General features: G+C 45.4%; 15 protein-coding genes. 8 read left to right on the top strand and 7 right to left on the bottom strand.

The genetic code is table 11. The features are described from left to right. The first annotated feature begins 86 nt into the window (after positions 1 to 86). Positions 87 to 557, top strand: a complete 471-nt coding sequence (locus JMY02_RS07400; RefSeq protein WP_201596753.1) for an energy transducer TonB — start codon at positions 87 to 89, stop codon at positions 555 to 557. Positions 558 to 633: 76 nt separating this feature from the next. On the opposite strand, the gene JMY02_RS07395 is transcribed toward JMY02_RS07400, so the two are convergent. Together JMY02_RS07395 and JMY02_RS07390 are read right to left on the bottom strand one after the other, a co-directional pair. After that, the gene (locus tag JMY02_RS07395; RefSeq protein ID WP_201596751.1) at positions 634 to 1,362 is read right to left on the bottom strand and encodes a pantothenate kinase; all 729 of its coding nucleotides are present in this window, start codon (positions 1,360 to 1,362) and stop codon (positions 634 to 636) included. 83 nt (positions 1,363 to 1,445) lie between these two features. Further along, positions 1,446 to 2,447 (bottom strand): biotin--[acetyl-CoA-carboxylase] ligase, encoded by a 1,002-nt coding sequence (locus tag JMY02_RS07390; protein WP_201596749.1) that lies wholly within the window; start codon positions 2,445 to 2,447, stop codon positions 1,446 to 1,448. A gap of 386 nt (positions 2,448 to 2,833) precedes the next feature. On the opposite strand from JMY02_RS07390, the gene JMY02_RS07385 reads away from it, so the two are divergent. From JMY02_RS07385 to JMY02_RS07355, 7 genes are all read left to right on the top strand, one after another. Further along, positions 2,834 to 3,637, top strand: coding sequence for a sulfite exporter TauE/SafE family protein (locus JMY02_RS07385; protein WP_201596924.1), 804 nt, complete (start codon positions 2,834 to 2,836; stop codon positions 3,635 to 3,637). Positions 3,638 to 3,680: 43 nt separating this feature from the next. After that, positions 3,681 to 4,622, top strand: a complete 942-nt coding sequence (locus JMY02_RS07380) for a hypothetical protein (RefSeq protein WP_201596747.1) — start codon at positions 3,681 to 3,683, stop codon at positions 4,620 to 4,622. Positions 4,623 to 4,688: 66 nt separating this feature from the next. Further along, positions 4,689 to 8,708 (top strand): AAA family ATPase, encoded by a 4,020-nt coding sequence (locus JMY02_RS07375; RefSeq protein ID WP_201596745.1) that lies wholly within the window; start codon positions 4,689 to 4,691, stop codon positions 8,706 to 8,708. A gap of 376 nt (positions 8,709 to 9,084) precedes the next feature. Continuing rightward, on the top strand, positions 9,085 to 10,092 hold the full coding sequence (locus JMY02_RS07370) for a cell division protein ZipA (RefSeq protein ID WP_201596743.1): 1,008 nt from the start codon (positions 9,085 to 9,087) through the stop codon (positions 10,090 to 10,092). A 176-nt stretch (positions 10,093 to 10,268) separates the two neighbouring features. Beyond that, positions 10,269 to 12,392: an NAD-dependent DNA ligase LigA gene (ligA, locus tag JMY02_RS07365; protein WP_406947731.1), complete on the top strand. Its 2,124-nt coding sequence runs from the start codon at positions 10,269 to 10,271 to the stop codon at positions 12,390 to 12,392. A 3-nt stretch (positions 12,393 to 12,395) separates the two neighbouring features. Next, a complete protein-coding gene (locus JMY02_RS07360; protein ID WP_201596741.1) occupies positions 12,396 to 14,027 on the top strand; it encodes a hypothetical protein in 1,632 nt (543 codons plus the stop codon). A gap of 307 nt (positions 14,028 to 14,334) precedes the next feature. Beyond that, complete coding sequence (locus JMY02_RS07355) at positions 14,335 to 15,195, top strand: MauE/DoxX family redox-associated membrane protein (protein ID WP_265087961.1); 861 nt, start codon at positions 14,335 to 14,337, stop codon at positions 15,193 to 15,195. 104 nt (positions 15,196 to 15,299) lie between these two features. On the opposite strand, the gene JMY02_RS07350 is transcribed toward JMY02_RS07355, so the two are convergent. From JMY02_RS07350 to JMY02_RS07330, 5 genes are all read right to left on the bottom strand, one after another. Next, a complete protein-coding gene (locus JMY02_RS07350) occupies positions 15,300 to 15,869 on the bottom strand; it encodes a hypothetical protein (protein ID WP_227678443.1) in 570 nt (189 codons plus the stop codon). Between the two features lie 195 nt (positions 15,870 to 16,064). Further along, complete coding sequence (locus JMY02_RS07345) at positions 16,065 to 16,478, bottom strand: hypothetical protein (RefSeq protein ID WP_201596739.1); 414 nt, start codon at positions 16,476 to 16,478, stop codon at positions 16,065 to 16,067. Positions 16,479 to 16,828: 350 nt separating this feature from the next. Next, complete coding sequence (locus JMY02_RS07340; RefSeq protein WP_201596737.1) at positions 16,829 to 19,297, bottom strand: YgiQ family radical SAM protein; 2,469 nt, start codon at positions 19,295 to 19,297, stop codon at positions 16,829 to 16,831. Positions 19,298 to 19,558: 261 nt separating this feature from the next. Next, positions 19,559 to 20,263, bottom strand: a complete 705-nt coding sequence (locus JMY02_RS07335; RefSeq protein WP_201596916.1) for a YidX family protein — start codon at positions 20,261 to 20,263, stop codon at positions 19,559 to 19,561. A 297-nt stretch (positions 20,264 to 20,560) separates the two neighbouring features. Next, the gene (locus JMY02_RS07330) at positions 20,561 to 21,028 is read right to left on the bottom strand and encodes an Lrp/AsnC family transcriptional regulator (RefSeq protein ID WP_201596735.1); all 468 of its coding nucleotides are present in this window, start codon (positions 21,026 to 21,028) and stop codon (positions 20,561 to 20,563) included. Positions 21,029 to 21,093 lie beyond the last annotated feature (65 nt).

Here is a 21,093-nt window from a genome sequence, read left to right as displayed (position 1 = left end):
GCGGTTTTATTTTTTGATTAACAATAATCGATTAATAAAGCTGACCCTTAGCCTTTTTTATCCACCATATTTATCAGATACTGTTTATGATGCCGACTACTACTACCGCGCTTAAAAGACACTTAAAAATACGCCTTCGATTAACTATCATTTCTGCGCTGACAAAGGCGATGCTAGTACTGAGTATATTTTCGGCACACATTGCAAATGCTGAAATAGCAGACTTATCACCAGCGCAACCTGTCATCCAGTTTGCGACTTCTGATGCGAAGTGGTTACGTCAGCCAAGTTTTAACAATCGCCACATTCGCGCTTTAAGGGGTTATTGCGATCCGGAAGAACCTTGCAAAAAGAAGCGTGTTCGAATGGAGTTCTTATTAAGGGTAAACAAAGAAGGCAAAGTCGAAAATATTACCGTATTGAAGAGTAGTGGTTCCGATAAAATTGATGGAGAGTTTAAAAGAGAACTACGCCGCAGTCTTTTTAAACCCTTTAGAAAAGATAGTAAGACAGTAGTAGGCAAAGTAACCGTTCCAATAGTTTTTGAGTATTACTAAAGCTTAAACAATAATAAAAAGCAGTACGCCGCACACGTACTGCTTTTTTATGCTCGACCTAGAAGTCTATTGAGTATTAAGATTGTTTGGTATGGTCAAAATAACGCGCCAAACCATTTAATAATAAATCATCACGCAGGTGGACGGGGCGATTGACATGCTGGGCAATGATAGCTGCATCACCACCCGTCATAATCACTTCAAAGTTGGGATGCCGGCGGCTGATTTCATTGATCGCCCCAACAATCGACAGTAAGATACCGCGATGTACCGCGTCTTGCGTAGTCATCCCTTGGCTCACGTTATCAAAGGTGCCGTTAGAGATGGTGATTTGCTTAGTACCAGAAAACAGCGCCTCACGTTGCAGATAGATATTGGGGAAAATATAACCCCCCAAATGCTCAGCATGATCGATCAAATCAATCGTTACTGCCGTACCGCAGCCGATGACGCACTGGCGTTTTTTCTTATCGACAGCGCCCAGCATCTGTAGCCAACGATCGCAGCCCAGTTGTTGGTCATTATAGGCACTCTTCATGAGCGGGTGCGCCGCATCAACATGGACAAACCCAAAAGGAATATTAAGACGGCTGAGCGTGTCTGAGACTTTAATATTCAGATCATCACCCAACACGGAGGAGATACCAATAAAGTCGGGTGCATAACGCTCAAAACGATCGGTTAAACCCATGAGGAGTTCGGCAGGCGCTTGCAGATGCTGCTTGGCATCATGCGCGACTATCTGGCCAATATCGTCGGTGAGCCAGTATTTAAGACGAGTGTTTCCAAGATCGAGCCAGAGCATAAAATTCCCTTTATACACAGTGAGTCCGTTATCAATATATAGTTGATACTCGTCTCACGGTTGGTGCTCATTGAATAAGCGGTTTAAACCTGATGAATCACGTCAATGCGTCCAGTAAAAAGCGCAGAAATCTTACCGTTATCTTGACGCAATTGCAAACATCCCTGTGTATCGATACCGCAAGCCTGACCAGTAACGACCTGCTCTTTATTATTATAATCTTGGGTCACCTGCAAGCGCAGACCAGCCAGTGCATCCATCGCGTCAAATTGCTGCAAAAAACGCGCTAAGTAATAGCCATGACCTGTGGGTGCTTCTAATGCCAAATGCTCAAATCGTGTCATCGCAGCTATCAATGCTTTGCTCATTTGCTCATAGAGTACGCGCAAGTTTGGTAGCGTGATCGGCTGTACTTTGGGTGCCAGCCTCTCGCAGATATCCTGCAAACTAATCGCTTGATAACTCATGCCTTCGCAGGTCTGTGTGGTCAATTTGGGGGCGGCTTGTACATTGAGGCCGATGCCCATCACCACTCCGATCAATTGACCAGACTTGATGACTGGCTCTATCAAAATACCGGCAAGTTTATGAAAAGGCAGAGTTTGCTGATTTGGTTCAGAGGCAGTCGCCGTGGATTGCTTTTGCACGTCATGCGTAGACTCATAAAATCCCAAGTCATTGGCCCACTTTACCCCAATAGGCGTCAGACCATGCGCCTGTAGCTGCTCATTTAACGTTTGGATGACGGGCATTTTTGCCAGCTCAACGCCGATGATTAATGACAGCAGTCCGCTAATGGGTCTATGCACTGGATGATACAACGACAGATACACATTGCCATGCGGGGACTGCCATGAGCGCCCGTGTTGGCCGCGACCTGCGCTTTGGGTTTCTGCGGTCAATAGATGCATTTCGGCAGGATTTAAAGCGCCATGTTGCAGCGCTGCGATCAGCTCGCTATTGGTAGAGCCGCTACTGTCCATATGACGATGGTTGAGCTCAGGCAGGTGGTCAAGCTGGCATGACGCGGCAGTGGATAGGTCGACGTCGGATACATAATCAGAGGGGTTGGCAGATGATGGCATAAGTTTGGTCGATGTGGTTAAAGGAGCATAGAGAATCTTTGATATACTGAGCGATTGGCATAGTCAGGTCAATATACAAGGGATATGGCAGGACTGGTACAAATTTTTCTTGCTTGCTGTGCCTGCGCCGACAGAGGCTGCAAAAAATTCGCACCAGTCCCGCCGCGTCATAACGTCGTGTATCCATTTTATTTAGTATCGACTATATTAACAAACGCTCATCCATCAATGGCTGCTCGTAAAAAATATAAAGTAGACAATATAAAGGTCGGGTTAGGATTTGGCAAATGCCATTTTTAAAATGAGGGCACGCTCTAGTGTGCGGGTCATGATGATATAAAAGTGAGCTTGATAAAAGATGAGTATCACAAAGGGTTAAAGCAATGATGTTATATGTGTGGTTTGTGATTGCTGGCGCGTTTGCGGGTGTCAGCGCTGGCTTGTTTGGGGTTGGCGGCGGCATGATTATCGTACCAGCCTTGGTATGGATTTTTACCGCTTATGATTTTTCGCCAGAAGTGGTGACCCATTTGGCTATCGGCACGTCACTGGCGACCATCGTTGTGACTTCGATCAGCTCACTCACTGCTCATAATAAGCGCGGCGGCGTGCGCTGGGAAGTTTGGCGCAAAATGGCGCTTGGCTTGGTTATCGGCAGTCTGGTGGGTGCTGGCATCGCGGACATGATCGATGGTAAAGCATTACAGGCGATTATCGGGGTTGGTGCATTATTGGTCGCTTTTAAGATGCTGTTTTTTTCTAATAAAGAACAACTTGGCAGGCTATTACCATCTGCTGGTGTGCAGTTTGGTGCGGGGACGGGCATTGGTATGGCGTCGTCTATTTTCGGGATTGGCGGTGGTAGTTTGACCGTGCCGTTTTTGAACTGGGCCGGACTTCCGATGAAACAATCGGTCGGTACGTCAGCGGCGTGCGGTCTACCGATTGCACTGGCTGGCGCGGCTGGGTTTGCATGGTTTGGTCAAGACGTGGTCAATCTGCCTGAGGGCACGATAGGCTTTGTGCACATCACTGGGTTTTTGTGTATTTCAGTGGTGAGTTTTGCGATGGCAAAAGTCGGTGCCAAACTTGCCCATGTGTTGCCCGCACTCACGCTTAAGCGTGCGTTTGGCGTATTGTTATTATTTGCAGGTGGGCAGTTGTTGTTAAGTGGGATTGGGGTGTTATAAAACTTTAGTAAAAAATATAACGCCAACATAGGAATATTAGTAGATGAAAGCAGCAGAAAAATACCGCCGTGTTTTTGGTTCGATTAGCCATCTAAAAGACCAGATATCATGGACGACTGGTTTATCTAACATGGTAGAGTTTTTGGTATGGGAACCGCAGCGTATCTTAGGTATCAGTAAAAAGCAGTACGTACGCCAAATTATTGAATGGGCTATTCATCCAGAGCTAGAAGGCAAAAATCTGGAAGAGGTTGAACAATCTGTCATCAAAAAGCTCACTCTAAAAATGACTGAATTTGAGCAGCTAGAGACTTATTCCACGCAAATGGTAGGCATCTGTAATGCTAGAGAGGCCATTCGCCGAGTAAAGTTCTTTTCTGAAGACTATCTAAATAAAGAGTTCGATATTTTCCTGAGTTTATGTAGCGACATCTATTTAGACTTATTTTATCAGCAATTTATCACCTTTGAGCCAAGTGGGTTATGGTCGACACATGGCAACAGCGGTATATTTGAATCCAGTACAGAGCTAAAAGCGATGTATATGGACAATTTGGCCTACAACCATCAATCGAATGTACTGGTAGCAAACGAATTAAAATTCAGTGGTAAGAAAAACCCAGATCAACTCCTAAAGTATTGTTTGATGTACGAGCACTTGCTAGAAAAAGGCTTTATCGATAAAGGCGCAAAGTTTTTACTGTTGTTCATTGGCGGCAATGCACTAGAGCATAACAAGCAACGCTTGGTCGACCGAGAGCTGGCGCTGTGTCACAAAAGAGCTAAAAAATATCAGCACTTATTAAGAAAAGAGCTGTTAGAAATAGTGGATCATTTAGAAGTGGCAAGTATCACGTGGTCGTCACTGATTGAGTTCAATAATCGCTACTTAGCAGAAAATGACACCTGCCAAGTAGAACAAAAACTGCTGCAAGGATTTAATCAAAGCCTTCAATCAAAATCGTTTATGAACTTATCACTTTAACCCTAAAAACCCACCCCAATTTCAGGTAGAATAGCCGCCTGTTTTTGCTACGTTTACTGATCCTTCATGCGTTTAAAATCTCTAAAGCTGGCAGGCTTCAAATCCTTTGCCAATCCAACGACTTTTACCTTTCGTCATGGTATCACCGCCATTGTCGGGCCAAACGGCTGCGGCAAATCCAATGTCATTGACGCCATTCGTTGGGTGCTGGGCGAGACCTCCGCCAAGCAATTACGCGGCGGGGCGATGAGCGATGTTATCTTTGCTGGGACGCAAGATAAGGCTGCCAAAAGTGTCGCCAGTGTCGAGCTGACCTTTGAGCATACGCAAGATGAGCAAAATGGCATTCGTCATGAGTTTAATCTCTATCAAGAGTTGTCCGTCCGTCGTCAGGTAAACTTAGAAGGGCGCTCAGATTACTTTATCAATGGCACGCGCTGTCGCCGCCGTGATGTGGTGGATGTATTCTTGGGGACAGGACTTGGCGCGCGCAGTTATGCCGTCATTGAGCAAGGCATGATTGGGCGTATCGTCGAGTCTAGCCCCATGCAGCTGCGTGAATTTATTGAAGAAGCAGCTGGCGTCTCACGCTATCAGGCACGCCGCGAAGAAACCCAAAAGAAGTTAGAGAAAACCCAAGAAAATCTAGCCCGTCTGCATGATATGCAAAGCGAATTGGTTCGCCAACAAAAGACGCTGTCTAAACAAGCCGCCAGTGCGCAGCGTTACGAAGCGCTTGCACTTGAGCTGGCTGATATCAAGCAACAGCTTGCCATTCAGCAGTTATATCAAGCCAAACAAACGCAGCAGCAACAAAAAATCGCCCATGAGCGCAGCACAGCTGAAGTCGTCACGCTGCAATCCAACTATGAGGCTCTAAAAGCCAAGCAAGATAAGCTGGCCGCTCATATTAACCAAGAACAATGGCTCAAAGACGAGGCACAAAGTGCGCATTATCAGCAGCAGCTGAGCCATCAACAAGCAGTGCACAAACTGAGTGATGCAACCGCGCAGCTGGCCGCTACCGCGCAGCAATTAGCCAGTCTCGATGAGCAGCGCCAGCAAGTCATTGGTGAGATCGACAAGTTAAAGGCCGCACAAGCTGAGCAACAGACGGACTTAGAAAAATTGCGTCCACAGCTGGCTGATCTGACGAGTAAACGTGACACGTATAAACGCAATGAGCAGCCATTGCAGCGCGCATGGCATGAAGCGCAACATCAATTATCGCGCTTACAAGACAAGGCGCGCACGCTTGAGCAGCAGCAAGCCATTAATGAACAAGCCAAACGGCGACACCAGCAAAGCCATGACAAATGGCAGCGTCGCCAGCAGAATTGGCAACATTTATGGCAGCAATTAGAGCAGTCACTATCGGCATCTCATAGCGCTGGTGCACAAGACAATTCGATGGCACAAGTTTTACCCCAAACCGCAGAGGCGCAAATTACGGCGCTAAAAAAACAGTTACAGCAGATTGAAAGGCAGCAAGATAGCGTCGATGAGCGTTTGTCAGAATTACAGCCGCAGGCGCACGATTTACAGCAACGTCTGAAAGTACAGCAGCGCGAGCTGAGCGAGCATGAAAAGCGCCATGCACTACTGGCAGGCGAGTACGATACGTTGCATCAGATACTACATCCCAAACCCACACCAAGCTCGCAGCAGAAATCCATCCAAAAGACTGACTTAAACAATCATGTTGCCAGCGCTTATAGTCAATTATCTATCACGACACTGCGTGAGCAAATCGAGTTAAGCGCAAACGGGCAAGCCCACGCACAGCTACTCGACAATGTGCTGGCGTTATGGCTAGACAGTCACGTCCTGATTTCTCCTAAGCGCAGCGGTTCAAGCGTTGACCATAATAATTTCGATGGCAATATTGACAACAATGTTAATGGCAGTGCCCAAAAAACAACCAATCTATGGCAAGTGCTTGAGTATGATCTAACCAGTTTGCTGACGTATCAAGCGGGTCAAAAGCAATACGCTGGCATGAATGCAAAAGATAAGCCAGCTGTTGAGACGGCTCATAGCTTGTGGTTACCAGCCGCACAAAATGCGAGTAAAGAAAACTCGTTCATCAGTGCTTTACCAGATGCTTTGTCAGATTCTTTATCTGAGGAACTTGCTGATAAAGTATGGCCTTTATCCGAACTGATTACTCAGCCTACATTGGCGCTTTGGCAGCAATGCTATCTATATACTGGGCAATTTGACGCCAATAATCAGCAAACGCTAGCGGTACTTGCAGACGTCTTAAAAGCCTTACCCTCATCAGCCATTTTGCTGACTGCGGATGGTTGGGTTATCAGCCGTCATGGGACTATGAATTTACATAAATTTGCTGGTGCACAAAAGGATCAAGACGGCATTCAAAGCCAGTTTTTAACGCAGCGTTTGCAGCAGCGCACACGTTTGCAAGCATTAGAAGACCTGCTGGATAAGCTTGAGACAGCGATACAAGAACAGACAAGAGCCATCGCTAATCATCAGCGTGACTATGATGCTGTGATGGTCAATATCGAAGAAACGCGCGCGCAAGCGGCACAATTAACCCGTGACAAACATCAGTGTCAACAGCATCTCACTACCCAGCAGGCCAATGCCCAGCGCGCTGAGCGCCTGTTCGCTGATAGCCAACGTTTACAGGCGGATAAAGCCGCGCTCGAACAAGAGCAGCAAGAATTGGCGCAAGAGCTGCAAACGCTGAAACATGATGAGCAGCGTATTCAAAGTGAAATGGCAGCGCTGACACCAAAAATAGCCGAAGCACGGGCGACAATCCAGCAGTTGCAAGCCGAGCGCAGTGAGCTTGCCCGCACGCGCCAAGCAGACGATGATGCCTGGCAAGCATTGCAGCTGCGCATTCAACAAAGTGATATGCGCCTAGAGCACAACATCAGCAGTATGGCACGAGCGACCGAACAATATGACAAGTCGCTACAAAGCGAGCAGCGTCTCACAGCGAACCATGAGCAAGAGCAGAATAAACTGCCAGCGTTGCAAGCCGCATTGCAAACTGCTCAGACTGCCCGCGATGCACAGCAAGGATTATTAACGGCGCGTGAGACTGCGCTGACGGCACTGAAGCAGGATTATGCGCAGCAGCAGATGACGCTAGAGACGCTGCAACAGACCCTACAAGATCAGCAAAACATACTTGCCCAGCACGCCACTGAGCTGGCACTAAGCGCCGCCCGCTTGGATGATGTGAGTAATCAGACACATGACGCGCTCGCTGCTTATCATCGTTTGAGTGATAAGAATAAGACACCATCAGAGGTACCGCAGCAAAGAGTCAGTGTTTCAAATGTAAGTGTCTCAAATATATTGGCGGATTTTATTGCCCATGATCGCCATGTGCGTCCTGATAAAATCGCTGAGCTTGCACGCGAGCATGCAACGCTTGAGCAGCAATTGAGCAAAATTGGTGCGGTCAATCTGGCGGCTGTGGCAGAATTGGCAGAGGTCAATGGACGCTTAGAGCCATTGGAGCAGCAGACCACAGACATTGCGGCGAGTATGGATACCTTGACCCAAGCGATTGCGTCGATTGACGAAACCACCAAGACGCTGTTTATGCAGACGCTCGATGCGGTCAATAATGAGCTGGCTAATTTATTTGCCAAAGTCTTTGGCGGCGGGCAAGCGAGCTTGACCCTGAACACGGATGATATGCCCGCCCATATACCTGCTGATAAACACAAAGCCGAACAGTGGCGGGCAGGGCTTACCTTAATGGCACAGCCAAAAGGCAAACGCAACAGTCGTCTGGCTGTGCTGTCAGGTGGTGAAAAAACCCTCACGGCATTGAGCTTAATTTTTGCGATATTTAAACAGCATCCCGCGCCATTTTGTGTGCTGGATGAAGTTGATGCGCCACTTGATGATGCCAATGTTGCCCGTTTTACCAGCCTCATTCATGAGTTGGCTGACGATTTACAGTTTATTTTTATCAGTCATAATAAGCTGACGATGCAGATTGCCGACGAGCTAAAAGGCGTCACGATGCCAAGCGCAGGCATATCCACTTTGGTCAGCGTCTCACTCGATGAGGCCGAACGCTATATTGCCAGTTAATTAATGCCAATTAAGGTGTGTCCTCATTTTAAAAATGGTGATAAAAATAAGATAAATTGCCGTCAAACAAGGAAAGTAGCGCAAATAATATCGAGATATTGATAAGATATTTGACGATGTTTGGCAAAATTTAGCCATTTTTAGCCCATTTAGAGAATAATCGATTGAATTGAGGACACTCCCTAGTACAAATTACAAATTGGAGCCAGTCATTGCGTATGATATCGTCAAGGCTGAGAGCATAACGTAACGCAAGTGTGTCGGGTGGACGATAAACGATGACTATATGGTGACGATAGTAATTAGCCATGCTAGACTATTGCCATTTATCCTCTCTTGTGTGTTCCCTTTTGTCATATATTAGGATGTATTTCTCATGACCGCTATTCAGTTTATATTGATTGCCATTGCTGCATTTATCGTGCTCGCAGGGCTATTTATGGTCATTCGTAGTTTTAAGCGCCGCAAAGGTGTTGAGGCTGCCGCGGTCAATTATGATAAAAACGGTATCCCCATCATACCGCGTCATGAGCGCAATATCATCGACGAGCCAGATTTGGATGATACGGTCGCTGGCGAGACAAGCATTGGCCCTGACCGCAGTTATTTGAATGCGGTCGTTGAAGAAGCGCCTTTGACCCAGCCGCCTACCAACGTCGATACGCAACTGACTGCGCACCGTGATGATGTGAGCGATGATGTCGAGGCAAGTGAAGATTATGCTCGCTGGCAGGATGAGCAGCAGCGAACTGACGATACTGAATTTGCAGAAACGGCTGAACAAATGCACATCGAGCAAGAGCCTGATGCCTTTTCGAGCCTGATGTCGGCGACCGATAGCCTGATGCCAGCGATTGATACAGCAGAAGAGCCAAGCTTTGACAATAATAGTCCGATACTCGATCAACATCTGTCAGAGCCTGTCGATGAAGGACAAAATGGCCCATTGATCAATGCCAAAGACAACATCAATATCACCATTTTGCCGCACCAATACCGTGACCGTCCAGCAGCGGTGATTCGTGGTCGTGACTTATTAGCACTAATTGATAAGTATGGTCTGCGCTATGGGGCGATGAATATGTTCCATCGCTATGAGCAAAAAGACGGCACTGGCATACTATGGTTTAGTATGATGGGCATCACCGACAGCGGTATCGCACCTTTTGATCCGCATAGCGTGGCGACCAATACTTACAATGGTGTTGTGGTGTTCTTATCCTTGCCGCATCCACAAGCGGTACGCAGTTTCGATAGTATGATGAGCATTGCCTATATGATGGCAAGTGATTTGGATGCTATTATTTTGGATGAAGAGAACGAACCGATCACGCCTGAATACAAACAACAGCTGCGCAACCAAGTCCGCGACTATGAAGGTTAAAAGCTTGAAGGTTAAACAAACCAACATTTAAAAGTGGTTCTGAGTTTTAAAAAGGCAAATAGCGATGAACGTTATTTGCCTTTTTTAATGGCTTTCAGTTTCTGTAAAATATTGTCCGAGCAACCTACAAACTTGTTATCATATCGACATCTTGAATCGCAAAAAAGACGCCGACTATGACTGACTCTACCTCACCAAATAATTCTAAAAACCTATCTGCTCAAGTAGAAACCCAAGCACTTGCGAGCTCTAATATATCTAGTTCGACCGATGATAGTACCAATATTCATGGCGATATTGTCGCGCAAATGCGCACGCTTATCGACACCATTAAGACGCACAATTATGCCTATTATGTACTCGACAATCCTATATTAGAAGACAGCGAATACGATCAATTGCGTCGCACGTTGCTTGAGCTAGAAGAAGCCTATCCAGATTTGGTGCAGCCCGACAGTCCGATCAATCAAGTCGGCGATATGCCGCTATCAGCCTTTACCCAAGTGACTCATGACATTCCGATGCTCTCGCTGGGCAACGTCTTCGAATACGACGATTTGCGCGATTTTATGCGCCGTGTCAATGATCGTCTCAGCGTCTCGCAGCAAAGTCCTGAGTATGAGATGGAGCTAAAGCTTGATGGACTGGCAGTCTCACTGAAATATGAACATGGTAAGTTTGTACAAGCAGTCACACGCGGGGATGGACAGACAGGCGAGGACATCACTCAAAATGCCAAAACCATTCGCAATCTGCCACTATGGATAGCCGATGCCGCTAATATTGAGTTGCTAGAGGTGCGCGGTGAAGTATTGATGCCAAAGGCAGGTTTTGAGCGTCTCAATCGCTTAGCAGAAGAAAACGAGGGCAAAACCTTTGCCAATCCACGCAATGCCGCCGCTGGGAGCTTGCGCCAATTAGACCCAGCCGTAGCAGCCAGTCGTCCACTCGCGTTCTATGGTTATTCGGTCAATCAAGGTTTGCCTGAGACCATTGAGACCCAATCCGCAGCGCTCGCATGGCTCACCGAGCTTGGCTTTACGGTCAGCGCAGTGGAAGTGGTCGCGAATCCACGAGAGGCACAAGCCTATTATGAATCGGTGATTGCAACGCGCAGCGATTTACCGTTTGAAATCGATGGTATGGTGATTAAGGTCAATAGCCTTGCATTGCAGCAGCAGCTTGGTTTCTTATCTCGTGAGCCACGCTGGGCGACTGCCTATAAATTCCCTGCCGAAACAGTCATGACACGCTTGCACTCAATTGAATGGCAAGTCGGACGCACTGGCGCGATTACGCCCGTTGGTAAATTAGAACCTGTGAAAGTCGGCGGCGTCACTGTCAGCAATGTCACCTTGCATAATTTTGGTGAGATTCAGCGTTTGGATGTACGCGCAGGCGATATGGTCAGCGTCCACCGTGCAGGCGATGTCATTCCCAAAGTCACGCGCGTTTGGACAGATCAACGTCCAGAAGATTCTGAACCTGTGACCTTGCCATCTACTTGTCCTGTCTGCGACTCGCCTGTCGTTCTACCAGAAGACGAAGCGCTGGCACGTTGTACGGGCGGTCTGTTTTGTCCCGCGCAACAGCAAGAAGCACTCATTCACTTTGTCTCACGCCGTGCCATGGACATCGATGGGCTTGGCGCGAGTTGGTTGATTAGCTTTTTTGGGCATGGTCTGGTCGAAACCGTCGCTGATATTTATCAATTACACAATCATGCGGATGAGATGGTGACCTTTGAAAAATTAGGCGAAAAATCTGTTCAAAACATCATCAATGCCATCGAAGCCAGCAAGCAAACTACGCTCGCACGCTTTATCTACGCGCTGGGTATTCGCGGTGTTGGTGAAGGGACGGCGCAGAACTTTGCTCAGCAGTTTGGTGACTTAGATAGTCTTATGGCAGCCAGTATTGAAACATTAATAAAAACGCCAGATGTTGGAGAAATCACTGCCGAGCTGACTTATAAGTTCTTCCGCGCGCCGCACAATATCGAGGTCATCACCGCGTTACGCGAGGCAGGCGTCCATTGGGATAAGGTCGAGCAGGTCGCATCAGAAGGGCTGCCACTTGATGGGCAAACGTGGGTCATCACGGGTGCGCTCGATAGCATGGCGCGTGATGAAGCCAAAGCCAAACTACAAGCGCTGGGGGCAAAAGTTTCAGGCAGCATTTCTGCTAAAACCACTGCACTACTGGCAGGTGAAAAGGCTGGCTCGAAAATGGCAAAAGCGGAGAAGCTGGGTGTGAAGATAGTGGGTGAGGAAGAGTTTTTGGCGATGGTTGGGGAGTAGGGTATGAATATTGATGATTTAGATGGTCTAGATGAAGTGACTCGAAAAGAAGTTGAAGAATTGCTGAAAGTCACGCGTGAGAAAAACAGAGGAGAGGTTTTTGCACAAACTCAATTTAAGATATATGACTGTTTACTAAGCGTTCAGAAGTATGACTTAGCATTAGATGTATTAGAAAACATGAAAGAGAGTGATGATAAAGGATATTATGAACTAGCTCAAATGAATATAGCAGTAGTAAAATATTACTTTAAAGATAAGGTAGATGAAGCTTATGAAATAATAATAGAGTTATTCAACAGAAAGTCTTGGGTGACTACAATTATAAGTGAATATGCTTTTAAATTTGCGAAGGATTATTTAAAAAAGAAAGAGTATGAGAAGTCTATAAAATTATTTAGATTGGTTAGCGACACATATCTTTATGAAACATATTGTTATGAAAAAATAAATAGCTTTCTCTTAGATCCTGAAAATGAAACCTTGGGTAAAAATTTTATAGAGCTTTTAGATCAAACATTATTAATAGTCGATATTTTGAAATTGGATTTTAGCCAGCTATCAGATACTGAAAAGGCGCCTGAAAGGAAACTTGCTCACTACACTGGCACATATACAACAGAAAAGCTATTAGCTGTAGACAAAGACCAAGGACGGCCAAGTGCATTTCGTCTCAATACTATTAATAATGTCAATGACCCAAGTGAAGGTCAGTTACTTTCAAACCATTTGAAAGGTGTAAAAGAAAATTCATTTTATGCGCCAGATTTCGATGAGAAGCTACATGCTTTTATTAGTTGTTTTACTTTTAATCATGATAGCCTTAACCAATTCAGATTATACGGTAAACAAGATAACAAGGAAGCTTCTGGGATTAGTTTAGTATTTAATCAAAATTTCTTTCAAGAACATAGTTCTACTGCAGGATTATCTTACGTAGCATTTAAAGATAATTTACAGAAAAATGATACGATTCCTATTCATAAAAGTACTATTGAATCACCAAAAGAAAAAATTTTTGAAAAACCTGTGGAAAGAATTAAAGAGCAGCCTGTTATGAGATGTGTCTATCTTGACCCTACATCTAACTATGTACATTTAGCACAACGTAATCGATTAACATTTTTTCGAGAGTTTAGTGATGAGACTATAGATATAGAAAATGAAAAAACAAGCAAAGCCGAAGCTGAATGGAAAGCATATAAAAATTATATTGATAAAAAAACTAAAGATTTTAAAGATGCCTTTTATAGCCTTAAAAATATTTATAAATCAATTGTTAAAGAAAATACAAGAATCAGCGATTGTGATTCAAGGCTGTCAAATGATATAGAGAAGCTGTTAGATGAGATTCTTCTACCATTAAAATATCTGATTAAACATTCTGCTTTTCAGGAAGAGCAAGAATGTCGCATGATATATATAACTTCGCTTGAGGATCCTAAAGTCAAAATTGACTTTGGAAAATTCTTGTATATTGAGTATGAAGCAGATGTAAGAGATAATCTTGATAAAATATATATCGCACCAGCTGCTACTCAGTATCAACCTTATTTAGCGAAATTACTTTGTAAAAGTCAAAATAAGCATAAAGTCAGAATAGACCTTTCAAACAATCCATATCGTCAGACTTAGTATGTTTTAATAGCGTGTGTCAAACAAATCAAGACACGCGCTATTAGCTTCTACTCCGCCACCTCACCATGCGCCTTCACATCACTTTTCTTACCATCAGGTTTGATTTCAATGGGCAATACAGCCCTTTAGCAAAACTATTATTCAGCATATAATTATAGCGGTCGTCAGTAATGTAAGTAATACTGTTTAATTGAGAGTAAAGTTCTACTTATCATTAAACATAAGAAAGTTAACACGATTGGTCAAGATTATCGCGACTCATACTTATAAAGTAATAATAGTGAGTATAAGTGAGGAGTGAGTAATGACAGATAATACAGAAAATCAGCCCGCCATCCAAACGGTTGATGACAGCCACACGTCCGAAGTCCAGCAGCTGATAAAGACACTGCCGGGCGAGCATATCCACAAAGAAGGCGGTCAGTCTGCCATCATCTTTCGTATGGTAATGCCCGATCATTTGTGCCCGTTTGGACTGAAGTCATTAGCGGCGCTCAAACATGCAGGCTACGACATTACCGATCGGCATATCACGAACCAAGACCAAAACAGTTTGGTTAAGGACACGCTTGGGGTAAAGACCACGCCGCAGACATTCATTGATGGCAACCGCATTGGCGGTAATGATGATTTGCAGGTATTCTTGGGTAACAGCGAACCCGAAAAAAAAGACGATAAGACTTACGCACCCATTATTGCGATATTTTCTGTTACGGCACTGATGAGTTTGGCGTTATGCTGGGCATTCTCAGTCAACATATTGTCCATGCAAGCGTTGATGTGGTTTGTCGCGCTGTCTATGTGTGTGCTGGCGATCAAAAAGCTTGAAGACTTAGAAGGGTTTACCACTGGGTTTTTGGGTTATGATTTGCTGGCAAGACGAGTGGTACGCTACGCTTATGTGTATCCGTTTTTAGAAGCCTTTGCTGGTATTGCTATGCTTGCGGATCAACCTTGGCTCAATCCCATTGCCGGTATAGTCGCCTTTGTCATCGGCTTAATTGGTGGCATATCCGTCATCAAAGCGGTATATATCGATAAGCGCGAGCTAAAATGTGCCTGCGTAGGCGGTGATAGTAATGTGCCGTTGGGCGCTATTTCCTTAACTGAAAATGTCATGATGGTTGGTATGGGTGGCTACATGCTCGTTCGTGCTTTTATTTAAACAATGACTTTTAGCAGCTTACATAAGAGTCAGCTGCATCCAGCAAGTTTTATGAGGCCTATCAACCTAGCAGGTATAGTCGTTTACGCAAACCAGTGAACACGCTACTCCGCCATCTCTCCATGCGCCGTCACATCACCTTTCTTACCATCAGGTTTGATTTCAATGGGTAATACCAGTCCTTTAGCAAAGTCATCAGACAGCACATAATCGTAGCTACTGGCAGCGACATCGGGCGTGGTATGAATGACAAGCTTCATGTCCTTGCTATCGATTACCTCATGTGAGACATAGGTTTCACTCAGCTGATCCAAGGCTTTTGATAGCGCCTCGTTGCTGGCCATACTGATAGTGAGATTGTGCTGAGCCGTGGCATTATCCACTTTGAAATAATCGGCATAATCACGAACGTTTTGACTGTCGAGTGCAAACGGATACTGATAACTGGCGCGGTCAGCAGGCGTCTCACCACTGGCGACCAATGACCAATCGATGGTGTTTGTGGCTGCAGTCGATGCAGAGGGGGCTGCCGTTGCGGCTGCGGGCTCAGTGGTTTGGTTGCTAGTCTCCGCACCGTTGTCGCATCCTGTCAGCGCCCACAGACTTGTAGTAGCAATTACTATCATGTTTATTAGACGCTTAGCCATCGATGTATCCTCTGAGTGATTGGTCATATACTATATCTATATCATCACTCCCCTATAAAATAAGTAGAGGACTGCGATGTATAAACGCTATTTTGACAGGTTTCGTGACGCTTCTCTAGGTAAAAGTACCAAAGCGTCTATGAACACGCACAAAAAAACAGCCATCTGATGATGACTGTTTTTTATTTATTCTTACTACTGCCACTCTTTGTTTTTGGCTAATTAGATTTGGCAGTTTACTTGGTATTCTTTACCATTTGCCCATTTGATGGCAAAGATGCCTTTGTCGCCTTTCATGTGCCATGCATAGGTCGCTTCTGGGTTTGAGTCGTTGACATAGCTTGCGACATCACCTTGCACGCCGCCATTTAAGACAATCTTTTGTTCTGCCCATTTTACTTTTGGCAAAGTCGCATTCACCATGGCTTGGTTTTTATTAATAGATTGTTTTGCCATGATGGTGCTGTCATCAGTACAAGTATAAGGCGCTGCTGCCATACGATCATAAGCTGCATCAGGCATGCTGTCTTTGACAGGCGTTTCGGAAGTATTTGGTGTGGTAGGCGCGGTGGTCGCACAGGCGCTTAGTAGGGCAAGGGCAGGTAAGGCAGTCACAATTTTGGTTAGTGTATTCATGGGTCTCTCCAAAGTAAATTCGTTTTTATGTATGTATTCTTAATAATGCATTAAGCATATGACGCATATGGTAGCCAAAACCATAGCGGGAGAATGTTAGAAATTGTTTGTTACGTGTTTGCTTGGTTACTCAAGCGCTGCCTAATGTAATTTACAATCGCCAACATATTGAAAGATAAACGATAATCATTTGAATTTTTACTCACTAATGAGTCAGACAAAAAAGCGTCTATCAACTGAGAGCTGATAGACGCTTTTTTGACTAACTTAACACGGTCTACGTTTAGACTCTGTCTTTACATTATCTTATATTATCAAAGCGACTTCTTACAAAGCGGCTTCTCAACAAGCTATTTGGTTTTGCGTGGTGGCAGACCTGTGTGCTGAGTTTGGAAGTTGCCTTTGCTCACGCGCTTTTTGGTGTTCTTGCCGCCAGTATTTTTGCCAGCAGTAGCATTGGTTGACGAGCTATTGGTTGCCGAGTTATTGCTACGCTTCACCGAGTCATTACCAAGGCGGCTGTTCTTTTTGCGCGCGGATTGATAGCTGTCTTGTGCGGCATCGCGGCCTTCCAAACTGGCGTTAAATGGCGGAATCAAGCAGCCACGGTTTTTGCCAATCAAATCACTGCGTCCCATGTCTTGTAGCGCTTTACGCAGCATGACCCAGTTTTTGGGATCGTGATAACGCAAGAATGCTTTGTGCAATTTTCGCTGCTTGCCAGACTTGACGATATCCATATCACCTTCACTACGGCTAATCTTATGTAGTGGGTCTTTGTGCGTGTGATACATGGTGGTCGCCGTCGCCATCGGGCTTGGATAAAACGCTTGGACTTGGTCAGCGCGGTAGCCATGATTTTTTAGCCAAAGCGCAAGATTCATCATGTCTTCATCTTTGGTGCCCGGATGGGCGGCGATAAAGTAAGGAATCAAATACTGCTCTTTGCCCGCTTCTTGGCTGAATTGCTCAAACATGGCCTTGAACTGGTCATAGCTGCCCATGCCCGGCTTCATCATTTTCGATAGCACGCCTTCTTCAGAATGCTCAGGCGCAATCTTTAGATAACCGCCGACATGATGGCTGACCAACTCTTTGACGTATTCAGGATCTTTGACTGCCAAATCATAACGCAAGCCTGAGGCAATCAGGATTTTTTTCACGCCTTTGATATCACGCGCTTTGCGATACAGCTTGGTCAAATTACTGTGATCGGTCAGCAGGTTTTCACAGACATCAGGATAGACACAAGATGGCTTACGGCAATTCTTCTCAATCGTCTCATCTTTACAGCTGAGGCGGTACATATTTGCCGTTGGGCCACCAAGGTCAGAGATGACGCCAGTGAAGTTGGGCGCGGTATCGCGAATCGCTTCCACTTCGCGCAAGATCGATTCTTCTGAACGGCTTTGAATAATACGTCCTTCGTGCTCAGTGATCGAGCAAAAGGTGCAACCACCAAAACAGCCACGCATGATATTGACCGAAAACTTGATCATGTCATAAGCAGGGATGCGCGCATCACCATAACTTGGATGCGGCAAGCGTGCGTAAGGTAAGTCAAACACGTAATCCATCTCTTCAGTTGAGAGTGGCACTGGTGGCGGATTGAGCCAGACATCGATGGAGGTGTGTGAATTACCAGCCCCGCTGCTGTGACGCTGCACGAGCGCACGCGCGTTACCCGGATTGGTCTCCAAATGCAAGATACGGCTGGCATGGGCATAAAGCACAGGGTCAGATTTGACGTGCTCATAATCAGGCAGACGAATCACCGTTTGCTCACGTGGTGGCATTTTTAGCTTATGCTTACGTGCCGTCATTGGCTTGTCAAAGCCGCGCATCTGTACCACTTGCGTTTCTTCGTCGATTTGATGCGCATTGAGAATTTTATTAGTTACTGGCTCAGAAACGAAGCCCTGATATTTCGATGACATTGATGACTGTGAAGGCATGGCTTGCCCAACAGGCGAGTCCGATGGTTTATCTTGTTCGACTTTACAGCTATCCACATCTTCAGTCATCACGTACGGGTTGATGATAGGATCAACACGGCCCACGGTATCGACATCATTGCTCGCGACCTCAGTCATATCTTCTTGCCAATGACGACGCGTTGGGGTCAATAGATAAGACGTACCGCGCAACTTGCTCATTTGCTCAAAGCTATAGCCTTTTGATAGGCCATGTACCACATCGACGATGGCACGTTCAGCGTTACCGTACAATAAGACATCGGCACGGGCATCAAGCAAAATACTGCGACGGACTTTATCCGACCAGTAATCATAATGAGCGATACGGCGTAAACTGCCTTCGATACCGCCCAAGATGATCGGCACATCAGGATACGCTTCACGGCAGCGCTGGCTATAAACGATAGCCGCGCGGTCAGGGCGTTTGTTGGCGACATTACCAGGCGAGTACGCATCATCGCTACGGATTTTACGATCAGCGGTATAGCGGTTGATCATGCTATCCATGTTGCCCGCGGTCACGCCATACGCATAGACAGGTTTACCCAGTTCCATAAAAGCGTCTTTGCTCTTCCAGTCTGGCTGGGCAATGATGCCCACGCGAAAGCCTTGCGACTCTAACAGACGACCGATAATCGCCATACCAAAACTTGGATGATCGACATACGCATCGCCTGAAATGATGATGACATCACAGGCATCCCAGCCCAAATCGTCCATTTCTTTGCGGCTCATGGGCAGATAAGGCGCAGGCTCGTAGCAGCTCGCCCAATGTTTGTCATAATCGTAAAGTGGTTTGGTGCCTTGTTTAAAGGCGGTGCGAGCAATGGTATCGGCAGACATGGGCAGACCTGTTGAGTAGAAAATGGTACTAAAAAATCACCGTTATTCATCAAAAATAATGACGGCTCATTTAAAAGCGCTCATTTTAACATGAATTACACTCATGATGCGACCTATTCTACGAGAGCCGATTGCTGATAAGTTATTGATAGCGTGAGGGAATGTGCAAATAAGAATGGTTTTTGATCTTTCAAAACCATTCTTATTTTGGACTAAGTATCAAGAAAGTGAATGAAGTGATAACTGAATCAGACTGTTTTTTTAATTGTCTAATAATTGTAGTGGGAAAGTGACGACATCAAAAGCTAGGGCAAAGGGTAGTAGCACTAACTTCTGAGCTGTATTTGCGCCACTACGATGGACTTGGTTTTGCTGGCTTTGGGTATAAAAAGTCACCATATAAGGCTTGGTCAAAGCACGATAATTCGACTGAATGATGCTCAAGTTACTGACTTGTGGATAGATAGCACCTTTCACTGGCACACTGAAGCAAAAACGCTGAGCATTGATCCGCTGGTCGCTGGCTGAGGTACATTCTCGGCCATTATTCTGCAAAAAGAACTGATAATCCGAGCGCTTAAATTCATCTTTCAATTTGGCGTAAGACAGTTTCATTTCACCCTGAAAGTAACCATCATTGTTGGGTACATAAAAACTCATGTCATTATCAACTTGGATGTTTTTGGGCGTCAGGTTACTTAACAGGTTGACCATTTCTGTCCCGCCTTGGGTCAGCACATAGCTGTTTTTTTCACCGACGATAACCATCGTCGCGTTGGGCATTTTTGGTAAAGCCTGAGCGGGACGACCAAAGGCGACGATTTGATCTTCAGACAACGTGGTTTTAGTGGTTTGCGTGCTGACTCGATTGTCACTTTCTAATAGTGAGCTGGTGGCACAGCCTGAGCTGGCGAGCACAGCTGTGAGCGCTGCACCCATAACCATGGTCTTCACATTGGTCTTCATATTTAATGGTTTCTGTAGAGCACTTTTGACTGTGCTGTTCCCCATCATTTTTAGCTCGTCTTTATGCTGATTCATGATAGCGTTTCCTTGTCTATGATGATTGAATATTCATATCGTATTTATTATCAAACTTTCGTTCATATCGTACCTCGTTTGCTCCCAACTTATCTACTCATAATTGCCATTTGAGAAGGATTAAAATTTACATCCATATTTAATCTATTTATCCCAGTCTCGCGTCATCATATCGTGTATTCATTTTATTTGGTATCGACTATAAGGCGTGTTCTATATGCCCTAGTCGAGCAAAATTTTTGTGCCACTCTTGGTAAAGTTCATCACAAACTGACTTTTAAAATGGCGGACATTGTTTTCATACGTCAGTAAGCTGCGGGTGAATTGATGGTAATCATTCATATTTTTGGCATTCACCATCAGCATAAAATCCGCATCGCCCGATACTTCATAGCAGCTCATGACTTGCGGTTGTGCATTCATCAAACGCTCAAACCGATGCTGCATGGAGTTATTAGAGCGCGCCATTTCTATCATCACCACGGCGGTGAGTCCGTAGCCCACCTTGTCGGGATCAACGATGGCGACTTGCCTGGTAATCACACCGCCATCTATCAGCAATTGAATACGACGTTGCGCCGTGGCGATAGAGACGTGAACGTGTTCCGCAACTGCTTTTAGCGGCAGGGTCGCATCATCTTGTAGCAAATTCAAAATGGCTTTATCAGTGTTATCTAAAGTATGGCTCATGACAAGGTCATCCTCAGTAATTATAATTTTTAGTTTTTCGATTATAAGTATTATCAATAATAATT

Origin of the sequence: Psychrobacter vallis (assembly GCF_904846715.1) — a bacterium.
Classification (GTDB): domain Bacteria; phylum Pseudomonadota; class Gammaproteobacteria; order Pseudomonadales; family Moraxellaceae; genus Psychrobacter; species Psychrobacter vallis.
Note: the sequence above shows the minus strand (reverse complement) of the source record. Positions and strands in the feature narration are given on the sequence as shown.